The 15,828-nt window shown below is 66.6% G+C and carries 18 protein-coding genes; 10 read left to right on the forward strand and 8 right to left on the reverse strand.

Going from position 1 to position 15,828, the window contains the following annotated elements; genetic code table 11:
* Nucleotides 1-195: 195 nt before the first annotated feature.
* Both ACQP1O_RS12780 and ACQP1O_RS12785 read right to left on the reverse strand, forming a co-directional pair.
* Nucleotides 196-1,494 carry an FAD-dependent oxidoreductase gene (locus ACQP1O_RS12780; RefSeq protein WP_433566021.1) on the reverse strand — a complete coding sequence of 433 codons (1,299 nt, stop codon included), beginning with the start codon at nt 1,492-1,494 and terminating at the stop codon, nt 196-198.
* Nucleotides 1,495-1,517: 23 nt separating this feature from the next.
* Nucleotides 1,518-2,003 carry a MarR family winged helix-turn-helix transcriptional regulator gene (locus ACQP1O_RS12785; RefSeq protein ID WP_433566022.1) on the reverse strand — a complete coding sequence of 162 codons (486 nt, stop codon included), beginning with the start codon at nt 2,001-2,003 and terminating at the stop codon, nt 1,518-1,520.
* 383 nt (nt 2,004-2,386) lie between these two features.
* On the opposite strand from ACQP1O_RS12785, the gene ACQP1O_RS12790 reads away from it, so the two are divergent.
* Together ACQP1O_RS12790 and ACQP1O_RS12795 are read left to right on the forward strand one after the other, a co-directional pair.
* Complete coding sequence (locus ACQP1O_RS12790) at nt 2,387-2,740, forward strand: VOC family protein (protein ID WP_433566023.1); 354 nt, start codon at nt 2,387-2,389, stop codon at nt 2,738-2,740.
* Nucleotides 2,737-3,018, forward strand: a complete 282-nt coding sequence (locus ACQP1O_RS12795) for a hypothetical protein (protein WP_433566024.1) — start codon at nt 2,737-2,739, stop codon at nt 3,016-3,018. The genes ACQP1O_RS12790 and ACQP1O_RS12795 overlap by 4 nt, the downstream gene beginning before the upstream one ends.
* A 472-nt stretch (nt 3,019-3,490) precedes the next feature.
* Here the strand turns inward: ACQP1O_RS12795 and ACQP1O_RS12800 are convergent, their stop codons facing one another.
* The gene (locus tag ACQP1O_RS12800; protein ID WP_433566025.1) at nt 3,491-4,324 is read right to left on the reverse strand and encodes an alpha/beta fold hydrolase; all 834 of its coding nucleotides are present in this window, start codon (nt 4,322-4,324) and stop codon (nt 3,491-3,493) included.
* A gap of 137 nt (nt 4,325-4,461) precedes the next feature.
* Here ACQP1O_RS12800 and ACQP1O_RS12805 point away from each other — a divergent pair, with 137 nt between their 5' ends.
* The gene (locus ACQP1O_RS12805; protein WP_433566026.1) at nt 4,462-4,896 is read left to right on the forward strand and encodes a VOC family protein; all 435 of its coding nucleotides are present in this window, start codon (nt 4,462-4,464) and stop codon (nt 4,894-4,896) included.
* A 91-nt stretch (nt 4,897-4,987) separates the two neighbouring features.
* On the opposite strand, the gene ACQP1O_RS12810 is transcribed toward ACQP1O_RS12805, so the two are convergent.
* Both ACQP1O_RS12810 and ACQP1O_RS12815 read right to left on the reverse strand, forming a co-directional pair.
* Nucleotides 4,988-5,239: a hypothetical protein gene (locus tag ACQP1O_RS12810; RefSeq protein WP_433566027.1), complete on the reverse strand. Its 252-nt coding sequence runs from the start codon at nt 5,237-5,239 to the stop codon at nt 4,988-4,990.
* Complete coding sequence (locus ACQP1O_RS12815) at nt 5,236-5,493, reverse strand: hypothetical protein (RefSeq protein ID WP_433566028.1); 258 nt, start codon at nt 5,491-5,493, stop codon at nt 5,236-5,238. The genes ACQP1O_RS12810 and ACQP1O_RS12815 overlap by 4 nt, the downstream gene beginning before the upstream one ends.
* Before the next feature lie 292 nt (nt 5,494-5,785).
* Between ACQP1O_RS12815 and ACQP1O_RS12820 the strand changes: the two genes are divergently transcribed.
* The 6 genes from ACQP1O_RS12820 to ACQP1O_RS12845 all read left to right on the forward strand — a co-directional run bounded on the left by ACQP1O_RS12820 (nt 5,786) and on the right by ACQP1O_RS12845 (nt 11,028).
* Nucleotides 5,786-6,439, forward strand: coding sequence for a hypothetical protein (locus tag ACQP1O_RS12820; protein WP_433566029.1), 654 nt, complete (start codon nt 5,786-5,788; stop codon nt 6,437-6,439).
* A 242-nt stretch (nt 6,440-6,681) separates the two neighbouring features.
* Nucleotides 6,682-7,233: a dihydrofolate reductase family protein gene (locus ACQP1O_RS12825; protein WP_433566030.1), complete on the forward strand. Its 552-nt coding sequence runs from the start codon at nt 6,682-6,684 to the stop codon at nt 7,231-7,233.
* A 199-nt stretch (nt 7,234-7,432) separates the two neighbouring features.
* A complete protein-coding gene (locus tag ACQP1O_RS12830; protein WP_433567667.1) occupies nt 7,433-8,083 on the forward strand; it encodes an ABC transporter permease in 651 nt (216 codons plus the stop codon).
* Nucleotides 8,076-9,311 (forward strand): ABC transporter ATP-binding protein, encoded by a 1,236-nt coding sequence (locus ACQP1O_RS12835; RefSeq protein WP_433566031.1) that lies wholly within the window; start codon nt 8,076-8,078, stop codon nt 9,309-9,311. Before ACQP1O_RS12830 ends, ACQP1O_RS12835 begins: the two co-directional genes overlap by 8 nt.
* Nucleotides 9,308-10,060 (forward strand): ABC transporter permease, encoded by a 753-nt coding sequence (locus ACQP1O_RS12840; RefSeq protein WP_433566032.1) that lies wholly within the window; start codon nt 9,308-9,310, stop codon nt 10,058-10,060. The genes ACQP1O_RS12835 and ACQP1O_RS12840 overlap by 4 nt, the downstream gene beginning before the upstream one ends.
* Nucleotides 10,057-11,028 carry a glycine betaine ABC transporter substrate-binding protein gene (locus tag ACQP1O_RS12845; RefSeq protein ID WP_433566033.1) on the forward strand — a complete coding sequence of 324 codons (972 nt, stop codon included), beginning with the start codon at nt 10,057-10,059 and terminating at the stop codon, nt 11,026-11,028. The genes ACQP1O_RS12840 and ACQP1O_RS12845 overlap by 4 nt, the downstream gene beginning before the upstream one ends.
* 152 nt (nt 11,029-11,180) lie before the next feature.
* Here the strand turns inward: ACQP1O_RS12845 and ACQP1O_RS12850 are convergent, their stop codons facing one another.
* Nucleotides 11,181-12,617 carry an RNA polymerase sigma factor gene (locus ACQP1O_RS12850; protein WP_433566034.1) on the reverse strand — a complete coding sequence of 479 codons (1,437 nt, stop codon included), beginning with the start codon at nt 12,615-12,617 and terminating at the stop codon, nt 11,181-11,183.
* Between the two features lie 153 nt (nt 12,618-12,770).
* On the reverse strand, nt 12,771-13,529 hold the full coding sequence (gene ppgK, locus ACQP1O_RS12855) for a polyphosphate--glucose phosphotransferase (RefSeq protein WP_433566035.1): 759 nt from the start codon (nt 13,527-13,529) through the stop codon (nt 12,771-12,773).
* 125 nt (nt 13,530-13,654) lie between these two features.
* On the opposite strand from ppgK, the gene ACQP1O_RS12860 reads away from it, so the two are divergent.
* Nucleotides 13,655-14,596: an inositol monophosphatase family protein gene (locus tag ACQP1O_RS12860; protein ID WP_433566036.1), complete on the forward strand. Its 942-nt coding sequence runs from the start codon at nt 13,655-13,657 to the stop codon at nt 14,594-14,596.
* A gap of 211 nt (nt 14,597-14,807) precedes the next feature.
* On the opposite strand, the gene cei is transcribed toward ACQP1O_RS12860, so the two are convergent.
* Complete coding sequence (gene cei / locus ACQP1O_RS12865; RefSeq protein WP_433566037.1) at nt 14,808-15,485, reverse strand: envelope integrity protein Cei; 678 nt, start codon at nt 15,483-15,485, stop codon at nt 14,808-14,810.
* Between the last annotated feature and the right edge of the window lie 343 nt (nt 15,486-15,828).

The following is a 15,828-nucleotide window of genomic DNA, read 5'->3' on the forward strand; positions in this document are numbered from 1 at the left end:
CTACCGGGCAAGGTTCGGATTGGGAAATTGAAAGGGAATGTTTCATTCAAATTGCGTCCGGCTGGGACGTTTCCGCTGGATCAGCAATCTGCGAGCCTTTTGAATGTCATGTGCGCGTTGGACTTTGGACATCGCGGGATGGTGATCCGCATGTGCCACCCGCTCGGCACGCGGGCGGCACATGCACGGCAGCTATCACTCGGCACCCAAGTCGGCGAACATCTTTCGCTTCATGGCGGGTACCGCGTTGGCGGTGCGGAAGACGAGTTTGCCGGCGCCGCGCGCGAACCGGCTGTCGGACACCGACTGGGTGGCCGCGGTCAGCGAGGTCCGCACTGCCGCGAAGCCGTAGTCGATCATGTCCGTTTCGTATCGGTGGATGCCCTCGAGTAGTCCGAGCTCACGGCGTTCGGCGGCCACCAGTGCGCGGCACAGCCCCTGGGCGTCGCGCAGCGCGGTGTTCGCGCCGATACCGGCGAACGGGGTCATGCTGTGTACCGCATCGCCGAGCAGCGTGACATTCGTGGTCTGCCAGGCCGGGATCGGGACCGAGGTCCTGATCGGCAGCAGGGTGGCGGTCTCCGGATCGGAATCGGCGACCAGCGCCCGCAATTCGGGCGCCCATCCGGTGGTCATGCGCACGGCCAGATCGTGCAGGCCGACGGGCGAGAGTGCCTCCAGTTCGGCGCCGTAGCGTTCGCGTTTGGCCGCGAAGGCCCAGAACACGTATGGCTGGGTGTTGTCGAGGAGCAGCCCGGGCTCGAGGCCGGGCTGGTTCCCCGCGATGTGTTCCGCACCGTCCGGGATGTCGAATTCGTGTGGGGCGAGGAACATTCCGCAGCCGCTGGGCGGGATGACGCTGAGCGGATTGCGCAGCAGCCGGGCGTCCAGGCGAGCCCGAGATTCCGTTGTCAGGCCGTATTTGCCTGCAATGGTGACGATTCCGGTGTCCACGCGCTCGGCATGCGGCAGATACTGTGCCCGTACCCGGGAGGTGCCGCCGTCCGCGCCGACCAGGACATCGCAGATCTCGGAGTCGCCATTGCCGAAATGGGCCCGGATCCGGCCGTCGGGCAGGCGCTCATAGCGGTCGAACATGCTGCCGTAGTGCACGACGTCGCCCAGATCGGCGAGCAACAGCTGTCGCAGCGTGATCCGGCTGATGCCGTAGTGCCCGCCGGCGGTGTGCTCACCCTCCTCCGGATCGATCTGGAGCAGTTCGCGCAATTGTTCCGTGACGAAACCGAACCCGTTGCCGCCCTTGCCCGCGCACGCGACGAAGGTCGAATACAGCTCCGGCGACAGCAGTTCGGCCAGGGCATTGCTGCCGTGTGGGTTGATGTGGATGCGGAAGCCCTGCAGCCGGTCGGTGCGCTGGGTTTCGCGTTCGTGCACGCTGACGCTCACGCCGGCGCGGCGCAGGCCGTTGGCGAGCGCCAGCCCGCCGATGCCGCCGCCGGCGATGATCGCGTGCAGAGGGATGTTGGTGGCCATGGCAATTGGGTCCTCTCCTGAGGTCAGATCCGGCTCCAGCCGAATCGGCCCGGGCGTTTGCGGTTCGCGCGCTGCTGCTGGTGTGCTCCCGCTGCGGCCCAGGCCTCGATCATGCGATCGAGCAGCCGGGTGAGCGTGTCGACATCCTCGGCGGACCAGTCGGCGATCACCTCGCCGAAGACCTGGTCGCCGATTTCCAGGAACTGCGCGAGCTCGGCCCGCCCCGCCTCGGTCGCCTCGACCAGCACTGCCCGCCGATCCGCCGGATCGGGGGAGGTGTCGACGAGACCGGAGTCGATCAGCGCCTGGACATGCCGGGTGATGGAAGACGGCAGCGCGTCCAGGCATTCGGCGATCTCCCCGGCCCGCAGCGGCCCGGACTCGACCGCGCACTGCAGCACGCCGACCCGTACCGGGTCGTAGGCGCGAGAAGTGCCCTGCCGCATGGCTTCCGCGAATCGTGCGGTGCTGCGGGCCAGTCGCGAAACCTGGTCTTTGTTTGCTTCCATGAATCAAATATAAAAGTTGATTCCGTGAAACAAAAGAATGTGGCGGAAAACGGACACCCAGCGGTGTGTGTGGTGGTCTGCGCCTTGCTCCCTGTGAACCCGCGGACCGGCGCAGCCTGCGCACCCGCCGCGCCGCTTCGAAAGCCCAGGGGGAGAGATGGATGCGCGCACGAGGTCCTCGACGCCACCCACTGGATCCCGGAGCAACGTCCCGCGGAACTCGCCGCGCTCATAAGGGCCCGCACGGGCTCGGCCCGGCATTGCCCGCTCAGTGGGCGGCAGTGTGTCGTTCGCAATCCCCGGCGGCGCGGAGCGGCCATCATGGTGGGCGACCGAACCCGGGCATTCCGGGCGCGCCACCACCTCGCCCACAGGAGGCAGCCATGAGCGATCACGAAGTCAAGATGATCATCCTGTCCACAGACAACCTCGATGAATCCATCGACTTCTACACCGAAACCCTCGGCATGCCCGTGAAGTTCCGCGACGGCGCCCACTTCGCCGCCCTCGACGGCGGCCCCATCACCCTCGCCCTCGCCTCCGCAGTCGACCACCCCATTCACGGCCAGGTCGTCGTCGGCATCAAAACAGCCGACGTGGACGCCGCGGCCAAGGCCATCGAGGCCGGCGGCGGCGGCATCGTCAAGGGCCCCTACGACGACGCCCACGAACGCCGCGCCGTCGTCTACGACAACAAAGGCAACGGCTTGGTCTTCTACAGCCCGCTGCCCCGATGACCAACCCCCGAATCACGGTCGAACCCGTCGTCGACCAGGGATACCGAGTCCAGGTCGACGACGGCACCGCCTCCGCCGAATCTCAATTCGTAGTCGCCCCAGACGTTCTCGCCGACCTCGGCGTCGCCGCAGCCGGCGAGCACCGTGTGGTGGAACCGACCGCCGCCTTCCTGATCGACCACCAGTCGATCATCGACTTCCCTCAATTGGTCTACCTCGACGAGGTCGCCGCCGCCGTCGACGACTACCGGCCCGAGCTGCAACGCCGCCTCGGCTAGCCTCGTGTCCGCCGGATCTTGTGCATCGCCGGATCCGGCACCGAAGCCTCTGGCGTACCCTCCGAAACCCGAGTCACCCTCACCTACGACTGGTCGGCAGTACCCCAAAGCCTCCGGTATCAAGGGATCCGTTTCCCGCCCTCACCAACTCCCTCCACCACCTGCCCGTTCTCGCCACACCAACGGCCCAGGGCTGAAGCCCACGAAATCCGTTGAACGCCAGGGAGGTCGGTACGGCAGTCGCCTTCGATCAGCAGCTCGTTACCGTATTTCAGAAGGCTGCCGTCGGAGCGGAACTCACAGTTGCGCTCGATGTTGTGGACGAGAAATTGCCCATGGCGGCGGCTCTTTTGCAGGGAGGGCGTCAGCTGCGGTCATCTGGCGGTTTCGTCGATCATCTTCTGCGGTGCGTGATTTGGAGGAGGTGGCGGGCGGGGCAGTGGTGTTGGCAGACGATGAGGGATGAGTGTTGTCAGGGTTGCTGATCGGCGGCGCTGATGAACGAGGTGATGTCCTGAGCGAACTGCTTCTGCTTGACGACGCCTTGGTGGCCGATTCCGTGATAAATGGTCAACTGCGCGTTCGGGATGCCGTCTGCGGTTCGGCGGAAGGTCTCGACGGGGTAGAAGGCGTCGCGGTCGCCGCCGACCACGAGGGTGGGTGCGGTGATCTCGCCGAGTCGGTCTCCGATGTCGAACGTATCTTCGGCGTGTAGGAATGCTGCGGTGTCGGTTGGGTTCGCAGGCCGGGCCAGTGGGTCGGCCAACCATAGGGCAGCGCCGGTGAGGCGGGCCAGAATTCGGGACCGGACCATGACCGGTGCGGTGTGGTGCAGACTGCGGCGTCCGGCTGCGACCGCGTTCGCGTAGTTCATCTGGGCTTGCTTGGCGGCCGTGGGCAGGGTGTCTCCCGAAGAGGCGATGGCCAGGGTCCGCACCACGTCCGGGTGATCGGCGGCGAGCTGCAAGGCTATCGAGCCGCCGGAGGAAACTCCGAGTATGTGTACGGCACAACCGAACTCGGCTCGGATCGCCTCGGCGTGTTGGGTGGCGATTTCGACCATCGTGGTCCCCATCGCCATGCCCGGTGCGCGTCCTACCGCGTAGACGCGGAAGCGACGGGCGAGTGGTGCGAGGGTCTTGATCTCTGAGGTGCGGAGCCAGCCGGTCGGATTGGCGTGGTCGGGAGTGAACCATCGAAGGAACAGCAAGGGCCGTCCGTATCCGAACGCGAGGTAGGGCATTCCGTGGGTAAGGGTGCCTTCCGACACGTCGAACCCTGCTGCCCGGCTGGTTGTTCTGATCATGGTTCCAGGGTGTCCGGGGCGGCGGTGGCAGTCGAAGATCTATTGCTTATCGGCACCAGAAGCGGCAGTGATGCTGGTTCCCAGCATCCGTTCGAGGGGAAGGCGGGAGGCGAAGTCCCGGACCCTATGGTGGACCGATGACGTCCGTCAAACAGATCCAGGTCACCTTCGACTGCGCAGAGCCTGAGCGTGTCGCTCGTTTCTGGTGCGATGTGCTCGGGTATGTCGTTCCGCCGCCACCGGAGGGGTTTGCCAGTTGGGACGATTTCAATTCCTCCCTGCCGCCCGAGCATCAGGGTTCAGCGTTCGCATGCGTTGATCCCTCGGGTGTCGGCCCGCGACTGTTCTTTCAGCGGGTGCCCGAAGGGAAACTCACCAAGAATCGGCTGCATCTCGACGTGCGGGTCGGCACCGGGCTCGTGGGGGAAGAGCGCTTGGCCGCACTCGAGGCCGAATGCGCACGGCTGGTCGCGCTCGGCGCGGTCCGCGTGCGACTACTGCCCGCCGGCGGCGGCAACGAGTCCTGCCTCGTGATGCAGGACATCGAGGGCAACGAATTCTGCCTCGACTGAGTAGCCACGAACTCTCCAGCTCGACAGCCCAATTCGGATGCTGGTTGAGGCAGTCCCCATCAGGATGACGTCTCCTGTGCTGGGGGACGTGTCAGCTCCCACACAATGGAGTCGCCGCGCGCATGAGCGCCGCCGCGTGGAGAGTATCGAGATTGTCGTGCCCGGCGGCAGCGAGCACCCCGGCGGCGACTCGCGCCGGGCAGTCGGAGCGCGTCAATTCGGTCCGCTCCCTATCCAATTCGTCGATAATCGCGACATTGAGGCCGTCGATCACCGGCCGCACCCCGGCCAGATCCGTCGCGGGCACCGGCGCCGTCGCCAGCCCATACCGCCACTCGGTCACCAGCCCACGCTGGACGATCTTGCTGGCCTCGATCTGACCTTCGAACACCTGCCGGACCAGCCCCGCAGGCAGATTCCGCTCTGCCCCCAGCCGAGCCACTTGACCGCCGCGACAATATCCGCGGTGCCGAGCCGCTCGCTCATCAACTCCACCAGCCGATCCACGGCCCCGGAATCGTCCTGCGCAGCACCCACCCCGAACTGCTCCGCGGCCAACACCAGCGCCGCCCCCACCACAACCGCGAGCCGTCTCATCGATGCCATCCCTTCCACCGCCCGAACCCTACCGCCCCTCCGGCAACGAACACCGCAGACGCGCGACCGGTATGAAACTTCATGCGCGATAAAGGGATTGACGTCGATCGCCACACCGGAGCTCCCGTGCCACAGTTTCTCATCGAACGCGAATGTGGTGAGTGGTGGTGGGCAATGCCAGCCCGCTGACGTGCCGAAGCGACGCGGGCGAGTGACGGCGTGTGCAAGACTCGTCGCATGGACTTTGCTGTGCCGCACAGCAACCCGGATCGGACAGAACGCGAGGAGTCAGGTGTCCTTCGAGCAGTGGTGCACACGTTGGGAATCAGTACCGCTGTCCGAGGCAGCAGAGCGCTACGACATCTGCAAAGCCAGCGACCACCGCGTGGAGGACCTGGAAGAACTCTTCGGGGACGAACCAGAGTGCTTCTTCGTTCACCAGGGTGACCTCACCATCGACGGGCCCTTGTCGATAGGGAACGACCCTGATCTAGCGCCGGACACCGTTTACGTCATCGATGGCGACCTGACGGTCGACGGGCCGATGCGCTTTTTGAACGCGGACGTCTACACGCCGCTCTATGTCACCGGCTCGGTCACCGCACAGCACCTGATGTGCCTCATGGACAGCAATCTGTTCATCGGCGGCTCGCTCACCGTCGGGGGCCTGCTGATGACGGAACTCTCCGACATGGGAGTGATCGTCGTCCACGGTGCTGCATCTGCGGGCGCGTGGCTCGAAACATGGGACAGGGGCGACGTCACCTTCGTCGATGATCTGAAGGCCCGTCGGCTGCGCGTGTCCGGGGGCGATCCGCTCGAACACTCCGACGCGGATGATGCGGCTGACATCCTGTCGCCCGGGTTCCTGGACGGCGACACTGAAGATGCCTCGGAAAAGCTCTGGAAAGCCGCGCTCGAAGGACGTCCCCTGCTGCGCCCCTGACGTCCTGCCGGTTCGTCGCGTGGGGAATGAGCCAGTAGTCGATCCCGATTGCCGTCCCGGGCATGCTGATTCGCTTCTGTTTCGGGTCAGCGACCACGCAGGCGAAGACGGCATTCGACAGCCGCCCGTGTCGCTGAGGAATGGCGTGCGGGTTGGGGAGTATCTGATCGTCGCGTCCTTGGTTCATGGTGAGATCCGATGACTATCGATGAGTTTCGAGCGCGTAGGAGGTCTACCCGGTCATGAGGAAACTGATCTATGGGTTCGGCGTGTCCCTGGACGGCTACGTCAACGACCGTGACGGCAGCATCGACTGGACCAACCCGGACGAGGCGCTGCACCAGTTCCACAACGACAGGTACCGCGAGATCGAGGTCTCGCTGCACGGTCGCCGGCTGTACGAGCTGATGGCCGCGTACTGGCCGCACGTGCCAGCGGACGCACACCGCATCGAGCGCGAGTTCGGCGGGCTCTGGCGGGAGAAGCCCAAGGTCGTCTTCTCCCGGACGCTCACCGAGGTCCATTGGAACAGCACCCTGGTCAGTGAGAACGCGGTCGAGGAGGTGCGCAGGCTCAAGGCCGCGGGAGATGGCGTCATGGAGGTCGGTGGTGCGAGCCTCGCGGCCGCGCTGATGCCACACGGGCTCATCGACGAGTACCAGCTGTTCGTCTCGCCCGTGGTGCTCGGCGGCGGCACACCGCTCTTCCCGTCACTGGACAGGCGCATCCAGCTTCGATTGGCCGAGACGAGGCACTTCAACACCGTGGTGATGCTGCGCTACCGCGCCGACTGAAGTCCGTTCAACCGCAACGGCCTTCGTCCTGCCGAGTCGAGGATGGTCCGAGCAGGCGAGCAAGAGGCGGTGATGATCGCAGCGCCGTCGATGTCTCCCACAGACGTCTGTTACCGATCGTCTCGTCGACGGTCGAAAAGGCGCGAGGCGGGGTTCGCGTCAATACACTGTGTGTGAACTCCTAGGGAGGAGGGGGCTTCTGGGCACGCTCTGGAATTTCGTCGTCGATCATCGCAGGCAGCTCCTCACCGACTCGTACCTACATGTATCCGCGGTGGCGCAGTCGATGTTGATTGCGACCGCGTTGGCGGTGCTGATCGGGATCGCGGTGCACCGCAGTCCGTGGGGGTCGGCGCTGGCGACCGCGCTGGCAAGCATCATTCTCACCGTGCCGTCGTTCGCGTTGCTGGGCTTGCTGATTCCGGTGCTGGGGCTGGGGGTGCGGCCGACTGTGGTCGCGCTGGTGTTGTACGCGCTGCTGCCAATCCTGCGCAATACGATCATCGGGCTGGGCGGGGTGGATCCGGCGGTGTCGGACGCGGCGCGCGGGGTCGGGATGAACAGGCTGCGGGTCCTGGTCGGCATCGAACTGCCGCTGGCGTGGCCGTCGATCCTCACCGGGATGCGGGTCAGCACCCAGATGATCATGGGCATTCTGGCCATGGCCGCCTACGCGAAGGGGCCCGGCTTGGGGAACCTGATCTTCTCCGGGCTGGCCCGGCTGGGCAGCCCGACCGCGGTGCCGCAGGCCCTCACCGGCACGGTGCTGATCATCGTGCTGGCGTTGCTGCTCGACGCCCTGCTGGCCGGCGTCGGCCGGTTCACCACCCCGAGGGGGATTCGTGACTGAAACCGTCACTGTGGCGAACGATTCCGCGCACGCACCACGTGGCGCGCGGATCGTGCTCGACGCGGTCACCAAACACTATCCGGGGCAACGGGATCCGGCGGTCGACGAATTCTCGATCACCATTCCGGCCGGGGAGATCGTGGTGTTCGTCGGCCCGTCGGGGTGCGGCAAGACCACCATCATGCGCATGATCAACCGGCTCATCGAGCCGAGCTCGGGCACCATCACCATCGACGGGCGTGATATCGGTCGTCAGGATCCGGACCAGCTGCGCAGACAGATCGGGTACTCGATCCAGCAGGCCGGGCTGTTCCCGCATCAGACGGTGGCGCGCAACGTGGCCACGGTGCCCGCGCTGCTCGGCTGGAATCGCGCGAAGATCAACGCCCGCGTCGACGAGATGCTCGACCTGGTCGGCCTGGATCCGGGCACCTACCGCCGGCGCTACCCGCGCCAGCTGTCGGGCGGTCAGCAGCAGCGCGTCGGCGTCGCACGCGCGCTCGCCGCGGACCCGCCCGTCCTGCTGATGGACGAGCCGTTCGGCGCGGTCGACCCGATCACCCGCGGGCTCCTCCAGGACGAACTGCTGCGCCTGCAGGCCGAACTGCACAAGACGATCGTCTTCGTCACCCACGATTTCAACGAAGCCGTCAAACTCGGCGATCGAATCGCTGTGCTGGGCAACGGCTCCCGACTGTTGCAATACGACACTCCGGCCGCCGTCCTGGCCGCACCCGCCGACGACACTGTCGCCGGATTCGTCGGAGCGGACGCCGGGCTCAAACAGCTCACCCTCACCCGCGTCGAGGACGTCGAACTCGGGCAGTGCCCGACGGCCGCCGAAACCGATGAGATGCAACCCCTGCGCAACGCCCTCGCCGAGCGGGAATGGCCCTGGGGCCTCGTGCTGGACGCGGAACACCGTCCCCTGCGCTGGGTTTCGGCCGAGGAGCTGGCCCACGCCCCCTCACTGCGCGCGGCCGGGCACCCGGTCACCGGCACTGTCGCCCTGCGCTCGTCCCTGCAGGAGGCGCTGGAAATGCTACTCACCGAGAGCACCGCCCACGCCGTGGTCACTGGCGATCACGGCGAATACGCAGGCTTGATCGCGATCGGCACCCTCGTCACCCACCTCTCCACCACCCGCGCCGAGAGCGGCCGAGTCACCACGAAACCCGCCGATGCGGTCGAGGATTCCAGCGCGGCGGAATCGGGCGAGCGGGCATGAGGGGGCGGAGTACCGAGCGGCGGTCGGAGCTGATTCGGCTGGTGGCGCAGCCGGTGTTGGCGGTGGGGCTGGGTGTGGCGGTGCTGGTGTGGGCATTCGATCGGGATCTGACAGCCACACAGCAGGCGAGTATGAATGCGGCGAATATCGTCACCGTCACCCGACAGCATGTCGTGATCACGGCGACGGTGGTGGCCATCGTTGTCGCTATCGCGGTTCCATTGGGGACCTTGCTCACCCGGCCCGGATTTCGCAGGCTGGCACCGCTTTTCGTGGGTATGGCCAATACCGGTGCGGCCGCGCCGGCTATCGGGCTCATCGTGCTGTACTACCTGGTGACCCAGCGGACGGGGTTCTGGGTCGGGGTGGCGCCGATCGCGTTCTACGGGTTGTTGCCGGTGTTACGGAACACCATTCTCGGGTATCAGCAGGTTGATCCGACGCTGGTGGATGCCGGGCGGGGACAGGGGATGTCCGCGGCTATGGTGCTGCGGCGCATCGAGTTTCCGCTCGCCGTGCCCTACATCCTCGCGGGCCTGCGGACCTCGCTGGTGCTGGCAGTGGGGACGGCGACGCTGTCGTTCCTGGTCAGCGCGGGTGGGCTGGGAATTCTCATCGATACCGGATACAAGTTGCGGGACAACGTGACGTTGTGGGTGGGGGCGATTCTGGCGGTGGCGCTCGCGCTGCTGGTGGATTGGCTGGGAGCGCTCGCCGAACAGTTCCTCGGCCCCCGGGGTCTGCGATGAGGCGGCGATGGACGGCGGTGCTGGCCGCGCTCGGGCTGATGCTGGTGGCGGGATGCGGGCTCGAATCCGGCGGGGCGGTGCCGTTGCAGGTCGGAGCGGGCAGCATCCGGCCGGATCCGGGGTTGCAGGGGGTGGAGATCACGGTGGGGTCCAAGGATTTCACCGAGCAGAACATTCTCGGCTATGTCATCGAATTCGCGCTCACCGCGGCAGGCGCTCGAGTGCGCGATCTCACCAATATCACCGGGTCCAACAGTTTGCGCGATGCCCAGCTGCACGGACAGGTCGACATCGCCTACGACTACACCGGCACCGGCTGGATCAATTATCTGGGCAACGAGAAGCCGATTCCGGACGCGCAGCAGCAGTTCGAGGCAGTCCGCGACGCCGACCTGGCCGCGCACGGCATGCTGTGGGCGGACGTCGCCCCGATGAACAACACCTACGCCCTGGTCACCAATGCGGCGAGCGCACAGCGGACCGGGACGAAGACACTCTCCGACTACGCGCGGGCCGTGAACACCGAACCCGGCACCGGACCCACCTGCCTGGGCACCGAATTCAGTGTCCGCCAGGACGGATTCCCGGGCATGGCCCGCAAGTACGGCGTCGACACCGGCAAGGTGCACAAGCAGATCATGCAGGACGCGCTGGTCTACACCTCCACCGCGAACGGCGGCTGCCAGTTCGGTTCGGTCGCGACCACCGACGGCCGCATCAAAGCCCTCGACCTGCGCATTCTGGACGACGATCTCGGGTTCTTCCCGAAATACAATGCGGCACTGGTGATGCGGAAGTCCTTCGCCGACGCGCACCCTCAGGTGGCCACGGTGATGGAGCCGATCTCGCGCTTGCTGACCAACGAGACGATCACCGAGCTCAACCGCAAGGTCGACCTCGAAGGCGCCGAACCCGCCACCGTCGCCCGCGACTGGCTGGTTTCCCAGGGATTCGTCACGGCCAGATGAGCCCGCCGACCCACCCACCACCGTCTCCGCATCGCGAAGAGCTCGACGGATACGGTTCTTGGCCCTTACACACCCTTCGGACGTCGTGCTCGGGTCGTGATACGGGAGTGGGCCGCTGAGCTGTAGCTCAGCGGCCCACTCCCGGGTGATCGCTAGTCCAGGTAGTCGCGCAGGACCTGGGAGCGGCTCGGGTGGCGGAGCTTGCTCATGGTCTTGGACTCGATCTGGCGGATGCGTTCGCGGGTGACGCCGTAGACCTGGCCGATTTCGTCCAGGGTTCGGGGCTGGCCATCCGTGAGGCCGAAGCGGAGGCGGACCACGCCGGCCTCGCGTTCGGACAAGGTCTCCAGGACCGACTGGAGTTGGTCCTGGAGGAGGGTGAAGGAGACCGCGTCGACGGCGACGACGGCTTCGGAGTCTTCGATGAAGTCGCCGAGCTGGGAGTCGCCCTCGTCACCGATGGTCTGGTCCAGGGAGATGGGCTCGCGCGCGTACTGCTGGATTTCCAGCACCTTCTCGGGCGTGATGTCCATTTCCTTGGCGAGCTCTTCGGGGGTGGGCTCGCGGCCCAGGTCCTGGAGGAGTTCGCGCTGGATGCGGCCGAGCTTGTTGATGACCTCGACCATATGCACGGGGATGCGGATGGTGCGGGCCTGGTCGGCCATGGCGCGGGTGATGGCCTGGCGGATCCACCACGTCGCGTAGGTCGAGAACTTGTAACCCTTGGTGTAGTCGAACTTCTCGACCGCGCGGATCAGACCGAGGTTGCCTTCCTGGATCAGGTCCAGGAACGCCATGCCGCGGCCGGTGTAGCGCTTGGCGAGCGACACGACCAGTCGCAGGTTGGCTTCCAGCAGGTGGTTCTTGGCGCGGTTGCCGTCGCGCATGATCCACTGGAAGTCGCGGCGCGACTGCACCGGCAGCTTCTCGCCCTTCTCGGCGAACTCGCGCATCTTCTCCGTGGCGTAGAGGCCGGCCTCGATACGCTTGGCGAGCTCGACCTCCTCCTCGGCGTTGAGCAGCGCGACCTTACCGATCTGCTTGAGGTAGGCGCGGACCGAGTCGGCGGAGGCGGTGAGCTCGGCATCCTTGCGGGCCTGGCGTAGCGCCTCGGATTCCTCTTCGTCCCAGACGAAGTCGCCGGACGCCTTGTCCTTCTCCGACGGCTCGTCGGCCTCTTCGGCCTCCTCACCCTCGGCGGCGGGAGCGGCCGCGCCGGCTTCCCCTTCCTCGTCCTCTTCGACCTCTTCGACCAGGTCCTCGTCGAGGTCGTCCTCGTCGATCTCGATGTCACCCAGGTCGTCCTCGAGCTCCAGCGAGTCGTCGTCGATGACCTCGTCGCCCTCAGCGCCTTCGGCGCCGGGCTCCGCGGCCTTCTTCGGCGAGGCCTTCTTGGCCGCCGTCTTCTTGGCGGTGGCCTTGGTGGCCTTCTTCGCCGCGGTCTTCTTGGCCGCAGTCTTCTTCGCCGCGACCTTCTTGGCCGGGGCCTTCTTCGCGGCAGCCTTCTTGACCGGCCGTGCTGCGGTGGTGTCTGCTGAGTCGGCGGCCTCGGCCGATTCGGCGGTCTCTCGGGTATTCGTGGCTACCACGTACGCCCTTTCGTGACGGTCTCGTGCGGCGTCACGCCAGAGTGGTGATCCGGCGGAGCGGTTCTGTCGGGGGGTAAACCGGCTCTCGTGCCGGTGTCGGTTTCCGGCCTACCGCCGGGCATGTGTTCCATTGTAACGATCGAACCAGCTTACTTACGGTGCGATCCCGGCTGACACCGCCATGGCTGCTCCGACGATGCCCGCGGTGTTGCGCAGCGCGGCGGGTACCACGGGGGTTCTGTTGGTGAGCAACGGAATCCACTCCTGGTAGTCGCGGCTGATGCCGCCGCCCGCGACGAACACGTTCGGCCAGAAGAGGTTTTCCAAGGTGACCAGCACCTTGCTGACCTCCCGCGCCCACTCCGGGTAGGACATGCCGACCCGATCCTTGACCGAGGCGGCGGCTCGGTGCTCGGCCTCGCGGCCATCGACCTCCATGTGCCCGAGCTCGCTGTTGGGCACGAGCACGCCGTTGTACATCACGGCCGATCCGATACCGGTGCCGAAGGTGAGCAGCATTACCAAACCGTCGAGATCCTTTGCCGCGCCGTACCGGTCCTCGGCCATGCCCGCCGCGTCGGCGTCGTTGAGGACGGTCACGTCGCGGCCGCCCAGCGCCAGCGAGAAAAGGTGCCGGGCGTCGATACCGATCCAGGTCGGGTCGATATTGGCGGCCGTGCGGATCTGCCCGTGCAGCACCACGCTCGGCATGGTGATGCCGACCGGGCCCTCCCAGCCGGACTGGGCGACGAGCTTGGCGACCGCCTCGGCGACCGCGTTCGGAGTGGCCGGATGCGGCGTCGCGATCTTGATGCGCTCATAGACCAGCTCGCCGGTCGCGAGATCGACCTCGGCACCTTTCACACCGCTGCCGCCGATATCGATGCCGAACGCGCGTCCGGGATCGGACATGGACCACTCCTCGTTCTCCAGGGTTGCCGGCGAGTCGAAGCCACCGGCCGATGACCGCTCGATCGACCGCCGCCTTGTGTCGTGCACGACAAGCCTAATGCGCCGGATGCCGGATCTGTGCTGCGATGGTGCTCGTGCCGGAATCGAATTTCACTTCCACCGTCCCTGCCGCAGCCACGACCACCGACACGTCCGATATCGCCGAACTGCGCCGCGTCGCGGTGTATCTGGCCGAGACCGCCGCCGCGCACGTCCGCGAGCGCCGACCGCAGGTCTTCGGACCGGGCGCGCACGAGCAGGACGCCGTGCAGTCCAAGAGCACCCCCACCGACCCCGTCACCATCGTCGACACCGAGACCGAGCAGCTGGTCCGCAAACTGGTCGCCGAACTGCGCCCCGGCGACCGTGTGGTCGGCGAGGAGGACGGCGGCACCCTGGCCGACGACCCGGATCTGGTGCACTGGGTCGTCGATCCCATCGACGGCACCGTCAACTTCGTCTACGGCATCCCGTCCTACTCGGTGTCGGTGGGCGCGGTGCGTGGCGGCCGCCCGGTCGCGGGCGCGGTCGCCGATGTCGCGCACGCGGTCACCTACAGCGCCGGGCTCGGGCTGGGTGCCCACCGCGCCGATTCCAGCGTGGACGGCACCGCCCCCGGCGGCGCGCCGATTGCCTTGCACGCCAACCGGGTCGACACGGTGTCCATGGCGCTGGTGGCCACCGGCTTCGCCTACGCCACCGAGCGGCGGACCCGTCAGGGTGAGCTGGTGGCGCGGGTGCTGCCGCACATTCGCGACATTCGCCGCTTCGGCTCGGCGGCGCTGGACCTGTGCGCCGTGGCCGAGGGCCGCACCGACGCCTACTACGAGCACGGCCTGAACCTGTGGGACTGGGCCGCGGGCGCGCTCATCGCCACCGAGGCGGGCGCACGCCTGATCCTGCCGCCCAGACCCGACTCGCCGGGCGCCGCAGGCGATCTGGTGTCCGCCGCCGCCCCCGGCATCGCTGACGAACTGTTCGGTCTTTTCCGGCGTCTGGATGTCACCGCCCCTATCCCGGTGCCGTGACAGAGGGCTGGACGACCACCGGGCCCGGCTGACCACCGGGCCCGGCTGACCACCGGGCCCGGCTGACCGCCGGTCCGGACCGGGCAAAACGAATCGCCGCGATCGAAGGATCGCGGCGATTCGTGTTATCCGGATTCATATATATGGTTGCGCCGGTTGGAGTGTCGCGCCGGGTCTGCCGGTCAGAGCAAGCACCCGGCGAAAGAGATTCTCAGCACTTCGCGTGCCGCGCGGCCTCCAGCAGCTTCGGGTCGATGGCGGGCGCGGTGCCGGGCGTCGGGTTCTTCAGCGACTTCAGCACCTCCTCGGCATCGGTGTCGGGCCGGATATCGCGGAACAGCGAGCCCAGCACCATGTCCACGGTGTCGTCCTGGCGCTGATCCTCGATGAGCTCGGCGCACGGCGCCACCAGCTGCACCGACGCCGCCGCGGGCCGGCCCTTCACGCCGAAACGGATCTGCCCGGTGCATTCGAGGTCGCCGTTCACGTACACCGGATCGTTACCGATCTGCACGTCGGGCGCACTGGCGAAACCGAGGTCACCCAGCTCGGAGGCCACGTGCGCGGCCTGGCCGCGCTGGCCGTTGGCATTGAACACGCGCACCTTCGACTGGGCGAGGGCCGCGGGCTCCACATCCCGCAATCGCGACGCACCCACCCGCTCGCCGAGGGGGGCGGGCTGGGCCGCGGTGGTGCTCGAGGCGGGGCTGGGGGAGTTGCAGGCCATTGCACCCTGGTCATCCTCGCTCGTGGTCAGCGCCTTGAACCACACGCCGACGCAGATGAGAGCGATGACGCCCACCATGGCCGCCCAGGGCTGCCAGCGCCGCCGGATGAAGGACCGTCCGTCCGGATCGGTCGAGTTACCTTGGGTGATCAGTGAAACCACGCCCACACTCTACGAAAACGTCGCGATTGTCGTGTGAACGGCCACGGCAAGTCGGGCGCTGGGTGTGGCGGGGAGGTCTCGGAGGATGCCAGGAAGATCTCGAAGAGTTCCCTTGTCGGTGACGATTACCCCTCAGTTTCAACTCGCAGGGGTTTTGATTGCGACTTTTGTCCCAGGGTCCGCTATTGTCTGGCGGCCCAGATCGTACAACCCGGGTGAAACTGGGGTTCGATTTCGGGAACAACAAGGGCATGTCCTGCGTTGACCGAGCGCGATCCGGTGCGGATGAGGAGTATCCGGCTCGGATCTGTGACCGGTGTACGCGTGACGTACACCACGGGCG

Origin of the sequence: Nocardia sp. CA-151230 (genome assembly GCF_050942175.1) — a bacterium.
In the GTDB taxonomy this organism is placed as follows: domain Bacteria; phylum Actinomycetota; class Actinomycetes; order Mycobacteriales; family Mycobacteriaceae; genus Nocardia.